General features: G+C 70.5%; 15 protein-coding genes. 7 read left to right on the top strand and 8 right to left on the bottom strand.

Features of this window, described 5'->3' with window-relative positions; all coding sequences use genetic code 11:
• Positions 1 to 235: 235 nt before the first annotated feature.
• Positions 236 to 2941 carry a bifunctional acetaldehyde-CoA/alcohol dehydrogenase gene (adhE, locus tag CLT74_RS03955; protein ID WP_486581962.1) on the bottom strand — a complete coding sequence of 902 codons (2706 nt, stop codon included), beginning with the start codon at positions 2939 to 2941 and terminating at the stop codon, positions 236 to 238.
• Positions 2942 to 3066: 125 nt separating this feature from the next.
• Here adhE and pflB point away from each other — a divergent pair, with 125 nt between their 5' ends.
• From pflB to CLT74_RS03935, 4 genes are all read left to right on the top strand, one after another.
• Positions 3067 to 5346, top strand: a complete 2280-nt coding sequence (gene pflB / locus CLT74_RS03950) for a formate C-acetyltransferase (RefSeq protein WP_099845316.1) — start codon at positions 3067 to 3069, stop codon at positions 5344 to 5346.
• Positions 5347 to 5351: 5 nt separating this feature from the next.
• A complete protein-coding gene (gene pflA / locus CLT74_RS03945; protein ID WP_099851236.1) occupies positions 5352 to 6122 on the top strand; it encodes a pyruvate formate-lyase-activating protein in 771 nt (256 codons plus the stop codon).
• Between the two features lie 28 nt (positions 6123 to 6150).
• Positions 6151 to 6654 carry a flavodoxin domain-containing protein gene (locus tag CLT74_RS03940; RefSeq protein ID WP_099845315.1) on the top strand — a complete coding sequence of 168 codons (504 nt, stop codon included), beginning with the start codon at positions 6151 to 6153 and terminating at the stop codon, positions 6652 to 6654.
• 250 nt (positions 6655 to 6904) lie between these two features.
• On the top strand, positions 6905 to 7963 hold the full coding sequence (locus CLT74_RS03935) for an extracellular catalytic domain type 1 short-chain-length polyhydroxyalkanoate depolymerase (RefSeq protein WP_143697065.1): 1059 nt from the start codon (positions 6905 to 6907) through the stop codon (positions 7961 to 7963).
• Between the two features lie 28 nt (positions 7964 to 7991).
• Here the strand turns inward: CLT74_RS03935 and CLT74_RS03930 are convergent, their stop codons facing one another.
• Positions 7992 to 8612: a DinB family protein gene (locus CLT74_RS03930; protein ID WP_099845313.1), complete on the bottom strand. Its 621-nt coding sequence runs from the start codon at positions 8610 to 8612 to the stop codon at positions 7992 to 7994.
• A 99-nt stretch (positions 8613 to 8711) separates the two neighbouring features.
• Positions 8712 to 9068, bottom strand: a complete 357-nt coding sequence (locus tag CLT74_RS03925) for a hypothetical protein (RefSeq protein WP_099845312.1) — start codon at positions 9066 to 9068, stop codon at positions 8712 to 8714.
• 113 nt (positions 9069 to 9181) lie between these two features.
• On the opposite strand from CLT74_RS03925, the gene CLT74_RS03920 reads away from it, so the two are divergent.
• Both CLT74_RS03920 and CLT74_RS03915 read left to right on the top strand, forming a co-directional pair.
• Entirely contained in the window at positions 9182 to 10429 is a 1248-nt protein-coding gene (locus CLT74_RS03920; protein WP_099845311.1) for an FAD-dependent oxidoreductase, read from the top strand.
• Positions 10430 to 10437: 8 nt separating this feature from the next.
• The gene (locus CLT74_RS03915) at positions 10438 to 10968 is read left to right on the top strand and encodes a MarR family winged helix-turn-helix transcriptional regulator (protein ID WP_486581961.1); all 531 of its coding nucleotides are present in this window, start codon (positions 10438 to 10440) and stop codon (positions 10966 to 10968) included.
• 483 nt (positions 10969 to 11451) lie between these two features.
• Here the strand turns inward: CLT74_RS03915 and CLT74_RS03910 are convergent, their stop codons facing one another.
• Genes CLT74_RS03910 through CLT74_RS03900 form a run of 3 tightly spaced genes read right to left on the bottom strand, consistent with a single transcriptional unit; the run spans position 11452 to position 14618 of the window.
• Positions 11452 to 12810: an MFS transporter gene (locus tag CLT74_RS03910; protein WP_099845309.1), complete on the bottom strand. Its 1359-nt coding sequence runs from the start codon at positions 12808 to 12810 to the stop codon at positions 11452 to 11454.
• A 9-nt stretch (positions 12811 to 12819) separates the two neighbouring features.
• A complete protein-coding gene (locus CLT74_RS03905) occupies positions 12820 to 13938 on the bottom strand; it encodes a Gfo/Idh/MocA family protein (RefSeq protein ID WP_099845308.1) in 1119 nt (372 codons plus the stop codon).
• Positions 13908 to 14618, bottom strand: coding sequence for a ThuA domain-containing protein (locus CLT74_RS03900; RefSeq protein ID WP_099845307.1), 711 nt, complete (start codon positions 14616 to 14618; stop codon positions 13908 to 13910). The genes CLT74_RS03905 and CLT74_RS03900 overlap by 31 nt, the downstream gene beginning before the upstream one ends.
• A 162-nt stretch (positions 14619 to 14780) precedes the next feature.
• Here CLT74_RS03900 and CLT74_RS03895 point away from each other — a divergent pair, with 162 nt between their 5' ends.
• A complete protein-coding gene (locus CLT74_RS03895; RefSeq protein ID WP_099845306.1) occupies positions 14781 to 15734 on the top strand; it encodes a LysR family transcriptional regulator in 954 nt (317 codons plus the stop codon).
• Positions 15735 to 15786: 52 nt separating this feature from the next.
• On the opposite strand, the gene CLT74_RS03890 is transcribed toward CLT74_RS03895, so the two are convergent.
• Positions 15787 to 16272 carry a hypothetical protein gene (locus CLT74_RS03890; RefSeq protein ID WP_143697064.1) on the bottom strand — a complete coding sequence of 162 codons (486 nt, stop codon included), beginning with the start codon at positions 16270 to 16272 and terminating at the stop codon, positions 15787 to 15789.
• Positions 16273 to 16289: 17 nt separating this feature from the next.
• On the bottom strand, positions 16290 to 17366 hold the full coding sequence (locus tag CLT74_RS03885) for a saccharopine dehydrogenase NADP-binding domain-containing protein (RefSeq protein WP_158240203.1): 1077 nt from the start codon (positions 17364 to 17366) through the stop codon (positions 16290 to 16292).
• Positions 17367 to 17655: the final 289 nt, after the last annotated feature.

The following is a 17655-nucleotide window of genomic DNA, read 5'->3' as shown; positions in this document are numbered from 1 at the left end:
CTCCCGACGTTCAGGGGATTCCCGGACCTCCAAACGATAACGGTTGTCATTTGCGATGGCTAGGCCGGCCCCTGAGTCAGCGTCGAGGGCCCACTACCGCCGCACCCGACCGCCGCGCCCGCCACGGGCGGCACACGGCGGTCGGGTGCGTAGTGGGTCCAGGTCGTTGCCGTCCCACATCGGGCGGCCTCGACGTCGGTGCCCGGTGCGGCGCGGAGTGGCTCGGCGGCGACGATCAGTTGCCGTGGTACGCGGAGCGCATGAGTTCCTGCATGTCGTCGAGCATCGGCATCCGCGGGTTGGCCGGGGCGCACTGGTCCTCGTAGGCGTTGAGCGCCTGTTGCGGCAGCGACGCGAGGAATGCCTCCTCGTCGACGCCGACGGCGTGGAAGGACGGTTCGATGCCGACGGCGTCGCGCAGCCGCTCCACCGCGGCGGCGTACGACTCGACCCCTTCCTGCGCGGTGGCCGCCGGCAGGCCCAGCATCCGGGCGATGTCCTGGAAGCGCTCCGGTGCCCGGTAGTCCTCGTACCTGGGCCATCCGGTCAGCTTGGCCGGTGTCGTGCCGTTGTAGCGGATGACGTGTGGCATCAGGATCGCGTTCGTGCGTCCGTGCGCCACGTGGAAAGTCGCCCCAAGAGTGTGCGACATGGCGTGCACGATGCCCAGGAAGGCGCTGCCGAAGGCCATGCCGGCGATGGTTCCCGCGTTGTGCATCTTCTCCCGGGCCTCCGCGTCGGCCGCGCCGTTGCGCACCGCCCGCTCCAGGTAGGTGAAGATCAGCTTGATGGCCTGCAACGCGAGTCCGTCGGTGAAGTCGTTGGCGTAGACGGAGACGTACGACTCGGTGGCGTGGGTCAGCGCGTCGAAGCCGCTGTCCGCCGTGATGATGGGCGGCAGGTCGGCGGCGAGCACCGGGTCGACGATGGCCACGCTCGGCGTCAGGGCGTAGTCGGCGAGGGGGAACTTCTTGCCGGTGGCGGTGTCGGTGATGACCGCGAACGGGGTCACTTCGGCGCCGGTGCCGGAGGTGGTGGGAATGCAGACCAGCCGGGCCCGCTCCCCCAGCGTCGGGAACTTGAACGCCCGTTTGCGGATGTCGAAGAACTTCTCCCGCATGTCGGCGAAGACCACCTCCGGGTGCTCGTAGCGCAGCCACATCACCTTGGCGGCGTCCATCGCCGAGCCTCCGCCCAACGCGATGATCGTGTCGGGTTGGAAGGATCGCATCAGCTCCGCGCCCCGATCCACAGTGCCGACGCTCGGCTCCGGTTCGACATCGTCGATGATCTGCAGGGCGACACGGTCGGGCCGCTGCTGCAGGACGGTGATCAGCCGGTCGACGTACCCCAGCCGGGTCATGGTGTGGTCGGTGACCACGGTGACCCGGTGCACGTCGGGCATGTCGGCCAGGTAGCGGATCGCGTTCGCCTCAAAGTAGATCTTCGGCGGGACCTTGAACCACTGCAGGTTGTTGGTCCGACGGCCGATCCGCTTGACGTTCAGCAGGTCGACCGCCGTGACGTTGTTCGACACCGAGTTGCGGCCGTAGCTGCCACAGCCCAACGTCAACGAGGGCAGGAACGCGTTGTACATGTCACCGATGCCGCCCTGCGAGGCGGGAGCGTTCCAGATGATGCGCACGGCCTTGACCCGCCGCCCGTACTCCTCGACGAGATGCGCGTCCTCGGTGTGGATGACCGCGCTGTGGCCGAGGCCGTTCAGTTCGACCATCTGCTCGGCGTGCCGGATGCCGTCCTCGGTCGACTCGGCGCGCAGCACCGCCAGCACGGGGCAGAGCTTTTCCCGGGTGAGCGGTTCGGCCGGGCCGACGTGGTCCACCTCGACCAGGATCACCGACGTGTCGGCCGGCACGGTCAGGCCGGCGCGCTCGGCGATCCACGCCGCGCTCTGGCCGACGACCTGCGGGTTGAGCCGCGCACCGGCGCAGTCGGTGCCACCGGCGGCGGCACCGAAGATCAGTTCCTCGATCCGGCGCTTCTCGTCGGGGGTGGCCACATGGGCGTGCAGCCGCTGGAACTCGGCCAGCACCGCCGGATACACCTCGGCATCGATGATCACCGCCTGCTCCGAGGCGCAGATCATGCCGTTGTCGAACGACTTCGACAACACGATGTCATGCGCCGCCCGGCGCAGCTTCGCACCGCGATGGACGTACGCCGGCACATTGCCGGCGCCCACACCGAGGGCCGGCTTCCCCGACGAGTACGCCGCCCGCACCATGCCGTTTCCGCCGGTGGCCAGGATCGTGGCCACTCCGGGGTGCTTCATGAGCGCGCCGGTGGCCTCGACGGAGGGCTGCTCGATCCACTGGATGCAGTGCTCGGGCGCTCCCGCGGCGACGGCGGCGTCCCGGACCACCCGGGCCGCCTCGGCACTGCACCGCTGGGCGGCCGGGTGGAAGGCGAAGATCATCGGGTTACGGGTCTTCAGGCCGAGCAGCGCCTTGAAGATGGTCGTCGACGTGGGGTTGGTGACCGGGGTGACGGCGCAGACCACGCCGACCGGCTCGGCGATCTCGACGATGCCGTTGATCTCGTCACGGGAGATGACCCCGACCGTCTTCAGGCCCGCCATGTGATTGGTGACGTGCTCACACGCGAAGATGTTCTTGACGGCCTTGTCCTCGAAGACGCCGCGACCGGTCTCGGCCACCGCCATCCGGGCCAGGTCCGCGTGCCGGCTCAGCGCCGCCACGGAGGCCTTCGCCACGATCCGGTCGACGCGCTCCTGGTCGAAGGCGGCGTAGTCGTCCAGCGCCTTGAGGCCGTTGCCGACCAAGGTCTCGATTGTCGTTCCGGGCGTGCCGGCCATCCCGTTCTCCGGCGGCGTGGCCGGGGCGGGCAGGAGGCTCGTCGCGGTCGCGGCGGTCATACGGATCACTCCGATCGTCGGTGCCGGGTCACGTCGTCCGGTCACACCCTGATCGTCGCCGCTGCACCGGTGTCCGCGCCGGTGGCCAGCGGCCCGGACCTCCCGGGTCTTTCGCCCCTGACCGCTCGGGCATCCCCGAGGGAGGCTCGAAGTGAGCTTCAGGAGGAGACATGGTCCAGCAGCACAGCACGGCAGTCCGGCCAGAGCAGCACGCGACGGTGCGGCCCGACCCGTGGCGCGGCTTCCACGGCGATGCCTGGCGCGACAATGTGGACGTCGCCGCGTTCGTCCGCGACAACGTCACCCCCTACCACGGCGACGCCCGGTTCCTCGCCGGGCCCACCGCCCGTACCACCGAGCTGTGGAACCGACTGCGCGACATGTTCGTCACCGAACGCGAGCGCGGGATCTACGACGTCGATCCGCACACCCCCGCCACGATCACCTCGCACGCGCCCGGTTGGATCGACCAGGATCGCGAGCTGATCGTCGGGTTGCAGACCGACGCGCCGCTGCGTCGGGCGATCATGCCCAACGGTGGGCTGCGGATGGTGGAGAACGGGCTCGCCGCGTACGGCTTCGAGATGGACCCGCAGGTGCGCCGCATCTTCACCTCGTACCGCAAGACCCACAACGCCGGAGTGTTCGACGCCTACCCCGCCGACGTGCTGGCGGCGCGGCGCTCGCACATCGTCACCGGGCTTCCCGACGCGTACGGTCGTGGCCGGATCATCGGCGACTACCGGCGGGTCGCGCTCTACGGCGTCGACCGTCTCGTCGCCGAGCGCGAGGCGATCAAGGCGTCCCTCGACGATCGTCCCTGCACCGAGGACGTCATCCGCGACCGTGAGGAGCTGGCCGAGCAGATCCGCGCCCTCGGTGAGCTCAAGGAGATGGCCGCCGGCTACGGCTACGACATCAGCGCGCCCGCCGCCACCGGCCGCGAGGCGATCCAGTGGCTCTACTTCGCCTACCTGGCCGCCACCAAGGAACAGAACGGTGCCGCCATGTCGCTGGGACGCACGTCGACCTTCATCGACGTGTTCCTGGACCGCGACATCGCCGAGGGCCGGCTGACCGAGTCCGCGGCCCAGGAACTGGTCGACGACTTCGTCATCAAGCTGCGGATCATCCGGTTCCTGCGTACCCCGGAGTACGACGAGTTGTTCTCCGGCGACCCCACCTGGGTGACCGAGGCGATCGGCGGTGTCGGCGCGGACGGTCGGCCGCTGGTGACCCGCACCAGCTTCCGCTACCTGCAAACGCTGTACAACCTCGGTCCGGCGCCCGAGCCGAACCTGACCGTGCTCTGGTCGGCCGACCTGCCCCGCGGGTTCAAACGCTTCTGCGCGCAGGTGTCACTGGACACCAGCGCCATCCAGTACGAGAACGACGACCTGATCCGGCCGGTGTACTCCGATGACACCGCGATCGCCTGCTGCGTGTCGGCGATGCGCGTCGGCAAGGACATGCAGTATTTCGGTGCCCGTGCCAACCTCGCCAAGGCCCTGCTCTATGCGATCAACGGCGGCCGGGACGAGATCACCGGCCAGCAGGTCGCGCCCGCTACTCCCCCGGTCACGGCTGACGTGCTGGACTACGACACCGTCCTGGCCGCGTTCGACCGGACCCTCGACTGGCTCGCGCGCACCTACGTACGCGCGCTCAACGTGATCCACTACATGCACGACAAGTACGCCTACGAGCGGCTGGAGATGGCGCTGCACGACCACCCGGTGCACCGCTTCCTCGCCACCGGAATCGCCGGGCTCTCCGTCGCCGTGGACAGCCTCTCGGCGATGAAGCACGCCCAGGTGAAGGTGCTGCGCGACGACACCGGCCTGGTCACCGACTACACCGTCGACGGCGACTACCCGGCCTTCGGCAACAACGACGACCGGGCCGACGCCATCGCGGTCGACCTGGTACAGCGCTTCATGGACAAGGTGCGGGCGCAGCCGACGTACCGGGGCGCCGAGCCGAGCCTGTCGGTGCTGACCATCACGTCGAACGTCGTCTACGGCACGCACACCGGCAACACCCCGGACGGCCGTCGCGCCGGTGAGCCGTTCGCCCCCGGCGCGAACCCGATGAACGGCCGTGACACGCACGGCCTGGTGGCGGCGGCGCTGTCGGTGGCGAAGCTGCCGTACGCCAGCGCCCGCGACGGCATTTCGCTCACCACCACGGTCACCCCGGACGGGCTCGGCCGCACCCGCGACGAGCAGATCGACAATCTCGTGGGTGTGCTCGACGGTTACACCGACTCGGGCGGTTTCCACATCAACGTCAACGTCCTCGACCGGGCCACCCTCGAAGACGCCATGGCGCACCCCGAGCGGTACCCGCAGCTGACCATCCGGGTCTCCGGGTACGCGGTGAACTTCGTCCGGTTGACCCGCGCGCAGCAGCGCGACGTCATCTCCCGCACCTTCCATGGCCGGCTGTGACCGCCATGGCCTGGCCGTCGCGCCCCTCCTACGTCCCCGCCGGGACGGTGGTCGGATCCGTCCACTCCTTCGACACGTCGACCGGAGTGGACGGGCCTGGCACCCGTTTCGTGGCGTTCCTCGCTGGCTGCCCGCTTCGCTGCCGCTTCTGCCACAGTCCCGACACCTGGTACCAGCGCAACGGACGCCCGATGACCGTCGACGACCTGGTCACCGAGATCCGGCGGTACGAACGTTTCATCAAGGTGGCCGGTGGTGGCGTCACGCTCAGCGGCGGTGAGCCGCTGCAACAGGCCCGGTTCACCACGGCCGTGCTGCAACGATGCGCGGAACTGGGTCTGCACACCGCACTGGACACCAGCGGCTTCCTGGGCAACCGCGCCACCCCGGAACTGCTCGACGCGACCAATCTGGTGCTGCTGGACATCAAGAGCTCGGACCCGGCAACCTACCGCCGGGTCACCCGGACCGGTGAGGTCGCGCCGACGCTGCGGTTCGCCCGCCGCCTCGCCGAGCGGGGCACCCCGATCTGGATCCGCTTCGTCCTCGTGCCCGGCCTCACCGACGACCCGGCGAACGTGGCCGGCGTCGCCGACTTCGTCGCCACCCTGCCCACCGTGCAGCGGGTGGAGGTGCTGCCCTTCCACCGGCTCGGCGAGCACAAGTACCGCGAACTGGGGGTGTCGTTTCCCTGCGCCGACACCGAACCACCCACACCCGAACTGCTCGATCGGGTCCGTGCCCAGTTCGCCGACCGGGGCCTGCTGACCCTGTGACCACTACGTCGAGAAGGGGGAGGATCCGATGTACGTGCTGGTCGTCTACGAGTCCATGTTCGGCAACACCGAGGCCATCGCCCGTGCGGTCGGCGAAGGACTGTCCCAACATGTGCAGGTGCGCATCGCGCAGGCCAGCCGGTGGCCCGACGCCACGGGCGCGGACGCGGTGGTCGTCGGCGCGCCGACACACGCGTTCGGCCTGAGCCGTCCGGCGACGCGGGCGGACGCGGTCCGCCAGGGTGCCGCGGCGTCCCCGGAGGTAGGCGTCCGGGAGTGGCTCGCCACGCTCGCGCGGCCAGGCCTGGCGGCGGCCTTCGACACCCGCGTCGCCAACCCGCTCCTGCCCGGCTCGGCGGCGAAGAAGGTGGTGAAGACTCTGGCCCGCGCGGGATGGCGCCTGGCGGTCCCGGCGGAGAGCTTCTTCGTGGGCGGCACCAAGGGACCGCTACGCGACGGTGAATTCGACCGTGCCCGCCGCTGGGGAGCGGAACTCGCGACCCGGATCACGGCGTCGCAGCCACTCGGCTGACGCTGATGTTCCACCGCGCGGGCATGCCGCGCTTTCGGAGCGCCGCAGCTCCACGCCGGGCTTGCCGTTGGAGCAGCATTATCCGGCGGCCCACCGAACACGACAAGTGACGCCATGTCACACGCGGTCATGACACCGCGCCACTGACCCGTCGGCCGCGTTCGCGCTGTCATGGGTACATGCCCACCACACCCACATCCCACCGCGACGGCATCCGTCCGACGCGACCCGTACCGCAAAGGAGACGCGGGTGATTTCTCCGCGTCCCGCGGTGCATGCCGACATCGAGCCTCGCCGTCCCCGGCGGTGGCTGCGGGTCGCTTCCGGCATCTTCGTCACCGTCGTGACCGTTGTCAGCCTCGGCGTGGCCGCTGTCCAGCTCGGCCTGCCCTGGCAGATGGGCGAGGGTGACCGCAACCACGTCTACGAGGGCCCCGCTGGATCGCAGCGCTACCAGGTCCATCTCCCGCCCCAGCACGACGGGAGGGCCCGACTGCCGGTGGTCATGGCGATCCACGGCTGCGCGATGACCGGCTACGGGTGGAACTCGATGAAGGCGACGACCCAGTTCAACAACCTGGCCGACCGGGAAGGCTTCATCGTCGTCTATCCCACCCAGTTGATCTCCCGTAACGTGATCGCCTGCTGGAACTCGGCTGATCCCCGGGAGCAGCAGCGGCACACAGGTGAACCCGCGCTGCTGGCCGGCGTCGCCCGCCAGGTGGTCGAGGAGTACGACGCGGATCCGGCGCAGGTGCACGTGGCCGGCGCGTCGTCGGGAGCGGGAACCGCTGTCATCCTCGCCGCCACCTATCCCGACGTCTTCGCCACGGTGACCTCGGTCGCCGGCGGTGAGTACGGGCTCAACCAGGTGGACCCGGACGACCCGGACTCGACGTCACCGCTGGACACGGCACGTCAGGCCTGGGCACAGATGGGCGAACGGGCTCGACAGGTGCCGCTGCTTGTCATTCAGGGCGAACGGGACGAAGTCGTACCACCCGTGGTCGCCACCCGACTCGTCGCCCACTGGACCGCGCTGGGCGACCTCATCGACGACGGGCTGCCCAACGACAGCCTCGCCCTCACCGAGGGGACCGTGTCGGCACCAGCCGTTGCGGGCCGACACGCGTACACGCATTCGACGATCACCACGCCCGACGGCTCGTCGCTCGTCGAGTCGTACCACGTCCAGGGCATGGGCCACGCCTGGCCCGGCCCGAACGGCGACGGCCGCTACACCGACCGTGCAGGCCCCGACGCCAGCGAGATCGTGTGGGACTTCGCCAAGCGCCACCCGATGCGCTGACGACCGCTGGCTGAGGCCGTCGGCGACGTCACGACGTTTCTCGGCGAACCGGGCGAGAGCCTCCTGGTTGGTAGGCGAACTCACGCGCGGTGGATTCCAGCCGCTCGCGGTAGGCGGCCCACCACGCCTCGTCGCCCTCGACGACGTTGTCGCCGGGTCGCCGCCAGCCCACCTGGCCGTCGATCAGTTCGCGCACGATGTCGGCGTGTCCGGCATGCCGGTTCAGCTCCGCGAGCATGTGCACGAGGATGTGCTGCAGCGTCACCGGGGTGTGGCCCCACCACCGCACCGAGCCGGGGGCGTCGATCGGCAGGGTCTCGATCGTGGCGTCGGCGTGTGCCCAGACGCGGTGCCACAGACCCATGATGTCGTCGCGGGACTCGTCGGCTGCGGCCCACATGTCCACGTTCGGCTCGGCGTCCTCGTTCAGGCCCGCGACCTGCTCGGGAAAGGGGCGCTCGAACACCTCGCCGAAATACCCGGCGGTCACCGAGGCCACATGCTTGACCAGACCGAGCAGGTTCGTCCCGGTCGGCACGAGCGGGCGGCGCACCTCGTACTCCGAGAGCCCGTCGAGCTTGCCGAGCAGCGCCTCGCGCGCCTCCCGCAGGTACCGATGGAGATTCGCCTTGGCGTCGAGGTCTGTCATGCGGCCAGGATCTCACCGCCGCGTTGGTCGCGATGCCCGTCCGTCTGTGGTCCGATCCACACTCGACCTGCGGCAGGGGCGTGCCCGGACCTCGGTGGGTCAGGTCTGGTCAGCGGGTACGCCTCGGCTGAACCAGGTGGCCAGGGCCCGCAGTCGGTCCAGGCTCGCGGTGTAGTAGCTCTCGGGCTGAGGTCGCGGGAAGCTGGGATGCGCGGTGTGCCCGTCAACCCAGGTCGACACGAAGCGAAACCCTTCCGCCAGCCACTGGTCGGACGCCTCGCGGCGGTCGTAACCCGCACAGACGACGCGCATCGCCGCCTCCATGCGGGCGAATGCCGCCCGATCCCACTCCAGTTCGATGCGGAGCCGCAGCAGGAAGGAACCGTCCTCGGCCCCGAATTCGCTGCGCAGCACGGCGAGTGCCTCTTCGACCGTTTGCCCACGTCCGTCACGCACAGGCGGCAGCCTAGCCAACGGACAGTACTTCCTCGCCTGTAGCCAACCGGTCGGCCGCTGCCGAGCACACCGGCGACCCTTGCTCAAATTATCTTAGTCATTAAGATAATTGCATGAGCGTATCGACTGACTTCTCGGTGGCGATCGCCGGCGCCGGCCTCTCCGGACTCTGCCTCGCCCAGTACCTGATGCGCGCCGGCATCGACGTGCACGTCTACGAGCGGGACCCGGGACCCTTCGTCAGGCGGCAGGGCTACCGGATCATTCTCAACCGGTACGGGCTGGAGGCGCTGCGCGAGAGCCTGCCCCGCCCGCTGTACCGCCTGGCGCTGACCACCGGCGACGAGCCTGGCGGGCACCTGCGCTTCACCGACAGCCGGCTGCGGGACGCGTTCACCATCAACTTCAAGGACGAGCCGCACGCGACCCGTCAGGTGGACCGGCTGACCCTGCGATCGATCCTGCAGTCCGGACTGGACGGGCACATCCACTACGGCAAGGCCGCCGTCGCGGTGGACAACGGCGGCCCGGCAGGGCTGCGGCTGCGGTTCTCCGACGGCGGAGCCGCGCCGGCGACAGTCGTCGTGGGCGCCGACGGCGTCGGCTCGGCGCTACGCGCGCAGCTCATGCCGGACGCGGAGCCGGCGAGCACCCCGATGGTGGGCATCTACGGCCGGTCGCCCCTACGACGCCACGGCGAGAGCGTCATCCCGGACGCCCTGCGTACCAGCGGAGTCCTGGCCATCGCCGACCGGCCGGGCCGCGCCTTCTTCTTCACCTCCATGCGGTTCGGAGAGAGCCCGCGGGAGGCGTTCGCGCGCCTGGCCCCGGGCAGCTACGCGCCCACCGGCGACGACTACGTGATGTGGGCGATGCTGCTCCGCCAGGAGGAGATGCCCGTCGAGGTGCGTGGGAGCCTGCACGCGCTGTGGAAACGAGCCGCAGTGATGAGTACGGACTTCCACCCGCTCATCCGGCGGCTTGTCGACACGGCCGAGCTGGACGCCACGGTGCTCAACCTCTTCGCCACCGGGCAGCGCCCGCACCGCTGGGCGGTGCCCCGAGCGACGATGATGGGCGACGCCGTGCACGTCATGCCGCCGTTCGGCGCGCACGGCGGCAACACCGCGCTCCGCGACGCCGCCCTGCTCGGCCGCAAGCTGGTGGAGGCCCGGACGAACGGCACGCCGGTGGAGGAGGCGATCGCCAGCTACCAGGCCGAGATGGTGCCCTACGCGTTCCACGCCGTCGACACCGCCGCCAAGCTGATGCGCCGCCTCACCGGGGGCGCGGCCGCACCGCACTGGGTGCTGACCCGCGTGTTACCTCGGCTGCACCGGGTCACCGTGCCGGAGGCATGATTGCGGGCATGTCCGACGAACCGGCCCGTGACTCCGCGATCACCGACCTCATGCGCGCCGGGCGGGAGACGGCGCGGCTGTCGATGGTGTTCCGGTACGCCATCGCGGAGCGGCTGGGCCTCACCGTGAGCGACCTGGAGTGCCTGGACCACCTCGCGGATGTCGGATCCGCCACCGCGGGGCAGGTCGCCGAGCGGACCAACCTCACCACCGGGGCGGTGACAAGCATGCTCCGCCGGCTCCAGCAGGCCGGCTACGTGACGGCCGAACGCGATCCGGCGGACCGACGGCGGGTGATCGTCACGCTGCGGCCGGAGCGGACCGCCGAGCTGGAGCGACCGTACGAGCGGTTCGCCGAGCATGCCGAACGGCTCATCGAGGGCTACACCGCTGAGGAGATCTCGCTGCTGATCCGGCACAACGACCGCATGCAGGCCATGTATCTCGCCGAGTTGGACCGCCTCCGTGGGGGCGGTGACCCCCCGGATACGGCCGGTCCGTCGAACACCGGCGGCGAACCTGCCCGACGTCGTGGGTGAGCTGGCCCATGCCGTTACCCGAGCCCGGGGTATCCGTACCCGCAGGAGTGGCTGGACAGCATGCACGCGGTCCCCGTTGGGCAGCTCGGCGAGGTACGGAAGGATGGGTGCGGTGACAGTCGTTCGTGACCTCGACTTTGACCTGTCCCGGGTGCTCGGGGCCGTCGCGTCGCTCCTGACCGGACCGATACCGTCCGCCGGCAGCCCCACCTCGATCGAATCCGACAGGCACTCCGGCGAATGGCTGGCCACCCGGGCTGCCGGCTTCGTCCTCGCGCCGCTCTGGGAAGGTCCGGACCTCACCGGCCTGCGGGACCCGGAGTGGACCGAGCAACTGGAAACCGGCGACCATCACCTGGCCACCCTGACCCGGACGTTCGACGAGCAGTGGGGCCCGCACCGCGTCCTCACCGTCGACTACCTCATTCGAAACCCCGGGGCGAACCGTCCGCCGGTCTACGACGCTCTGCTCCGTCAGGATCTCTACGGCGACCTGCGCGTCTGGACGCCCGGCCAGGCACCGGACCGGCGCCTCGCCCTCGTCCTCGGCCACAGCGACGGCGACCAACCCCTCACGCTCGCCGCGCTGGTCACCGCTGGTCCAGTCCCTGAACTGCCCGGCTGAACAGCATCGGCTGGCCGGCGCTCGGCCGACCGGCCGGGGCTGGCGACAAGTGGCTCGGCCAGCAGGACGGCGAGCGCCGCGACGGCCAGCAGACCGCCGGCCAGCGCCGTGCTGCGCACTCCGAACCCAGGCAGCAGGACGGCCCCGAGCAGGGATCCCCCGGCGATGCCGATGTTGAAGGCGGCGGAGTTGCCCGCCGCCGCCAGGTCGGAGCGTCCCGGAGCCACTTCGAGCACCCGGTTCTGCAGCGCCGGGGTGAGCGCACCCAGGGCGAACCCGGTCAGGGCCAGCAGCGCCCCGGTCGCCAGCGTCGAGTCGGCCAGGACGAACATCGCGATCAGGACGATCGCGAGCAGCAGGACCGGTGCCACCATCGCCACGCGCTGGTTGCGGTCGCTCGCGATCCCGCCCACGGCGATGCCGGCGAAGTTCGCGAGCCCCCGGATGAGCAGGAGAAGACCGACCGCCGCCGGGGCGAAGCCGGTGACCTCGGTCAGAAACACGGCCGTGTAGGTGAACGCCGTGAACAGCCCGCCCACCGACAACGCGGTGGCGACCACGACTGTGGCGTAGCGGCGGGCGTCCGGGCTGGTGCCGGTGAACGCGTGGCTGGCCATCAACGGCGTCGCCGGCATCAACGTCACGATCGCCACGAAGGCGACAAGCGCCAGACCGGCCAGAGCCAGGAACGCCGCACGCCACCCAGACTGCTGTCCGAGCCAGGTACCGGCCGGCACGCCGAGCATCGGGCCGAGGGAGGCCCCGGCGAACACGACAGCGGTGACCTTCCCGCGTACCCGCAGCGGGAACATGCCCGCGGCGGCGGGCGCGACCACGGCCCAGAACAGCGCCTGGGTGAGTGCGACGACCACGCGCGCCCAGAGCAGCATCTGGTAGTCGCGGGCGGCGGCCGAGACCACAGTGGCGACGACAAGCACGCCCAGCAGGACGGTCAGCAGGCGACGGCGCGGCACCCGCTGGGTGAGGTAGGTCAGCGGAACCGAGACGACCGCGACGGTGACCGCGTATCCGGTGACCAGCAGGCCGGTGTGCGACACCGACACGTCCAGATCGGTGGCGATGAGCGACAGGATGCCGATCGGCAGCGTCTCCATCGCCACGTAGCAGAACGCCGAGATGGAGAGCGCGACAAGCGCTCCGATCGCCCGAGGCGAAGCGGACGTCACCGGCTCCGGTGGTTCGTCGTGGCCGCCCATCCGGCGGCCTCAGCCTCCGGGCGCGAGCGTGGGCAGCCAGTCCTCGGTCGGGGTGAGCGGAACGGGTGCGGGACGTTCGACAGCAGTGGTCAGCTCGACCCGTCGGCCTTCGGCGGCCGACCGGAGCAGGGCGGTCATGATGTCGAGTACGTGCAGCGCCACCGCACCGCTGGCCCGGGGCGGGCGCGTCTCGTCGGCCCGGACCAGGTCGATCAGGCCGACCCCCCGGGAGGCGGCGACGTAGCCGGCCCGAGGTTCGACGGTGCGCCACCCGGGGCCGTCGAGCGCGAGATGGCGGACCTCGCCGTCGAAGTGGTTCGGATCGGGTACGGCGAGGGTGCCGTGCTCCCCGTGTACCTCGATCGGCGCGGCAGTCGTCGCGACGCCGTCGAAGCTTGTCGTGAGGGTGGTCAGCGCACCACAGGCGTGTTCCAGCACACCGCTGACGTGGGTCGGCACCTGGACCGGGATCCGCTGCCCGAGCCGGGGGCCCGAGCCGATGACCCGGGTGTCCCGTAGCTGGCTGGCGGCCCCGATCACCGCCCGGACCGGTCCGAGCAGGTGGACCAGCGCCGAGATGTAGTAGGGCCCCATGTCCATCAGCGGGCCGCCACCCGGGGCGTAGTAGAAGTCGGGGTTCGGGTGCCAGCGCTCGTGTCCCGGGGTGACCATCACCGCCGACGCGGCGAGTGGGCGGCCGATGAGTCCACTGTCGACAGCCGCTCGGGCGGTCTGGGTACCGGTGCCCAGGACGGTGTCCGGCGCGCAGCCGACGCGGACGCCGGCCGACGTCGCCCGGTCCAGGAGCGACAGGCCCTCCGGGAACGTGACGGTGAGCGGCTTCTCGACGTAGACGTTGCGGCCGGCGTCGATGGCCGCGGCCGAGATCTCGGCGTGCGCCGCCGGGATGGTGAGGTTGAGCACCGTCGACACGTCGGGGTGCTCCAGCAGTCGCTTGACGCTCACCGCTTCGGCGCCGGGAATCGTGGCGGCGGCCGCGTCGGCCCGGGCCGCGTCCAGGTCGGCCACCGCGACGACACGCACCGTGGGATGACCGGCGAGCGTTTCCAGGTACGCGCGGGAGATGAACCCGAGCCCTACGACGCCGATGCCGTGCGGGTCGCCCACATCATTCCCCTTTCGATGACGGTACGCACGCTCGGGTGCTCCAGCACGTCGAGGCTGTGCCCCGGCGTCGTCACGACGATCCGCCCGGCGCCCCAGTGTCGGGTCCAGATGGCCGGCGAGGTGACCGGACGGTGCCACGGGTGCCACGCCCGGGTCGGGTGGGTGGTGGTGGCCAGCACGTCGATCAGGTCGTCGTGCAGCACCCAGTACTGCTCGGTGACCAGGTCGAAGTCGCCGAGCCCGGCGGTGATCGGATGCTCCCGCCCGAGGTCGGTCATCGAGATCGTGTGGGGCAGGAAGTTGTCTGCCTCTCCGCCGACACGGTCGCACGGCTCGACGCCCGGATGGGTGGCGAACTGGCCACCCACCAGGTGCAGGTAGTCCGAGGAGGCGCGGAAGGAGTCGGCGATGCCGCCGTGCCAGCCGGTGAAACCCGTCCCGGCGACAACCGCTGCGGCCAGACCCGCCACCTGCTCCGCGGTGATCTGCGACATCGTCATGCACTGCACGACGAGGTCGGTGCCGGCCAGTTCGGCGGCGTCGGCGTAGATCTCCGTCGACTCCTCCACCCGTACCGCGTATCCGTTGCCTTCAAGGAACGGGATGAACAGCTCCGTCGCCTCGACCGGCCGGTGTCCCTCCCATCCGCCTCGGACCACAAGGGCTTTCCGCCGCGTCACACCCGCTCCTCCCCCGGTCCGCCGCCCCTGGCACCGCTGCCGCCGGGGCGACGCCCGCGCCGTCCGATCGCCGCTAACCGTACCCGGAGTGCCGCCCTGACTCAGCCCACGCCCGACATCAGTCGGGATCGCGGTGCCGGTACCCAGCTATAAGCTGCGTGCATGATTGACTCATGGACGTTGCGGGTCCTCGTGGAGGTCGCCGTCCGGGGTTCGTTCTCCGCCGCGGCCGAGGCACTGTCCATGACCCAACCAGCCGTCTCGCGGCAGATCAGCGGCTTGGAACGGCGCGTGGGCGTGCCGTTGTTCCGACGGCTTCCGCGCGGTGTCCGGCTCACCCAGGCCGGGCAGACCGCCGTCGAACTGGCTCGCGACATCCTGACGCGGACCGACGCGCTGGAAGCCCGGCTGCGCGCCTTCACCAGCCTGACCGGCGGGCACCTCAACGTGTCGGCATTCCCGAGCGCCAACGCCCGACTCACTCCGGAAGCCATCCGTCGCTTCGCCGAGTCCCACCCGGGCGTCGCGGTGAACCTGGTCCGGCCGGATGACTCGGGTCCGCTGGCGGCCATCCGGGACGGTCGGATCGACGTGGCCCTGGTGACCTCGTGGGAGTTGTTCGCCGACCCGCTCAGCGCCAAGCACGATCTGTCCGCGTCTCGACTCACCGACGAGGCACTTGACGGTCTTGACCTGGTGCCGCTCTGCGACGAACGGCTGCACGTCGCACTTCCGGTCGACCACCCGTTGGCGCAGCGCCAACGGGTGCCGCTGCGGAAACTGAAGGACGAGCGGTGGATCGAGGGCGCCTATCCGGACTGCCTCGGTCCGATTCCGCCGATCGCCGAGGCGTTGGGCGGTCCCCCGCAGATCGCGTTCTTCTGCGACGACTGGAACGGCAAGCAGGCGCTTGTCGCCGCGCGGGCCGGGGTGATGCTCGTACCGACGCTGACCCAGGCCACGCTACGGCCGGACATCGTCCTGCGGCCCACCGTTCCAGCCCTGCCGACCCGCCGGTTGTACGCGGCGGCGGCCGCTCCGCCGTTCCGGTCACCCGCCGCGACCGCGATGATCGGGATCCTCACGGCGATCTGCCGGCAGCCGGTCGCCGGGTGACGACCCGCCTGAGCGCCCGGGATGATCGGCGGTGCTCCGGCGGAGCTTCTGGTCAACGAGCGCCGGTGTTCCTCGCCGATCGTCGACCGGCCGCACCCGTCGGCCGCCTGCTGGACCAGGCGGGCGCCACCGCCAGCAACACCGCAGCGACCAGGGTCAGCACACCGGTGCCCTGGAACAGCAGGTCGTCGGAGATGCGGGCATCGCTGGTCACGGGATAGAGGTCGTTGATGAGGGCCTGAGCATCCAGCAGCCGCAGCACGGTGAACAGAGCGTGGTTGAATCCGCCTTCGAAGAGGCCGACCGCCGCCACCCAGAAGGCGTAGACCAGGAACCAGAAGGTCGCGCGAGCCCACCGCGTCGTCGGACCGAGCCGGTAGGCCAGGTACGTGACGGCGAACACGGCGCTGAACACGACAGCCAGCACGATCCGCTCTGGGCTGTCGAACCGCAGGCCCCCGTACACGTGGTGGATGAACGTCACGAGGAAGAGCGCCGCGGTCCAGGTGATGGCGGTTCGAGACCGGCCGGCTGGCATGCGTTCCATAATTGCTGTCACCCTTCTGGAGTGGTCGGTGTCCGCCCTGCCGGCAGCTCGGCCGGGCTCGGCCGCGGATGTTCGTGCACGGTCAGGTCGTGCCGCTGCATCGTCGTCAGGAACTCGCCCGGGTCGACGATCTGGTCGATGTGATGCACGCCGGGCGGGTAGCGGCGACCCAGCAGGCCGGTGGCGATCTCCGCGGCCACCACACCTGTCGTGTGGCACTCCCGACGGCCCGTCACCGCGGACCACACGCGCCCACCGCCGTCATCGGTGGCCGAGGCGTGCACCGCGAACCGGTCTCCGCCGAGCGGCAGTCGGTTCGACGCGCCGGTCAGCAGCCGGGCCCAGCCCAGCCGACCCGCCAGCCGGAAGGTGCCGACAGCGCGCAGCCCGAACAGCGCCGCCGTCACCGCGCCGGAGTCGAAGCAGAGGCGGGTGGTCACCGGTACGCCGAGGTTGCGGGTCAAGGTGTACTGGTCCGAGAAGGGAAACGGGTACGCGGTACGCGCACCGAACCCCGGCAGTTCCACCCGAGCCCGTCCCGGCCGGCGAGCACCGTCGGGCGGAGCCATCAGCCCTTCCACAGTCCACCGGACCGAGTCGGGCCCGTGGTCCCCGGCGGTACCCAGCAGAACTGTCACGTCGACGGAGGCCGCGGACGGAAGGCGGCCGACGCAGCGGCGGGCCAGCACATTCGTCAGTCCGGGGGCCAGCCCGACGCTCAGCACGGCGGCGACGCCGGTCCGCTTGGCGGTGGCGTCGAGCCGTTCGATGCCGGCCAGCACGTCGGCGGAGGCGCTGACGTCGACAAAGGAGACGCCGCGGTCCAGGCATGCGCGCGCCACCGCCTCGTTGTGCTGCTCCACGCACATGACCACCACCGCGGCATCGGCCAGCAGTCCGTCCAGACCCTGCCGGTCGGCGAGGTCCAACCGGCGCGGGACCAGCCCGCCCGGGCCGGTCCGGGCCAGGGCCTCAGCGCGGGCCAGATCACGACCTGCGACAACGACCTCGTTCGCCGAATCCTGGGCCAACGTGGTGGCCACCACCCGACCCACGGCGCCGTAACCGCCGATCACGACGGCCACGCCCCGGCCGGTCACAGCCGCCTCGCCGCGACCAGCCAGCGCCCACCGCTGAGCCGGCCACCGGTTCCGCGGTCTTCACGCTCCCCGTCGGCCGGCGGACGCCGGCGCACCCCCGCCGACGGCATCTCACAGCTTCGAACACTGTCCACAGACGTCAGTGTGGGTGGGCACAGCTATGAGCACCACTGCCATCTCGTACGGTAAGCCATAACCATCACGCATGGCGGCGACGGCGTTCCACGCCTCGGGGGCCGAGGGGACCGGTCGGGCCGCCGCGACGCGCCGACGT

The sequence above is a fragment of the Verrucosispora sp. CNZ293 genome, assembly GCF_002754655.1.
The sequence above is the reverse complement of the archived record's forward strand: the minus strand, read 5'-3'. Positions and strand labels throughout refer to the sequence as shown.

Coding starts and splice junctions, on each gene's coding strand:
- CLT74_RS03895 (WP_099845306.1), top strand. CDS start 14,781: ATGATTGACTCATGGACGTTGCGGGTCCTCGTGGAGGTCGCCGTCCGG.
- CLT74_RS03890 (WP_143697064.1), bottom strand. CDS start 16,272: ATGCCAGCCGGCCGGTCTCGAACCGCCATCACCTGGACCGCGGCGCTC.
- CLT74_RS03910 (WP_099845309.1), bottom strand. CDS start 12,810: ATGGGCGGCCACGACGAACCACCGGAGCCGGTGACGTCCGCTTCGCCT.
- pflA (WP_099851236.1), top strand. CDS start 5,352: ATGGCCTGGCCGTCGCGCCCCTCCTACGTCCCCGCCGGGACGGTGGTC.
- pflB (WP_099845316.1), top strand. CDS start 3,067: ATGGTCCAGCAGCACAGCACGGCAGTCCGGCCAGAGCAGCACGCGACG.
- CLT74_RS03920 (WP_099845311.1), top strand. CDS start 9,182: ATGAGCGTATCGACTGACTTCTCGGTGGCGATCGCCGGCGCCGGCCTC.
- CLT74_RS03930 (WP_099845313.1), bottom strand. CDS start 8,612: ATGACAGACCTCGACGCCAAGGCGAATCTCCATCGGTACCTGCGGGAG.
- CLT74_RS03940 (WP_099845315.1), top strand. CDS start 6,151: ATGTACGTGCTGGTCGTCTACGAGTCCATGTTCGGCAACACCGAGGCC.
- CLT74_RS03915 (WP_486581961.1), top strand. CDS start 10,438: ATGTCCGACGAACCGGCCCGTGACTCCGCGATCACCGACCTCATGCGC.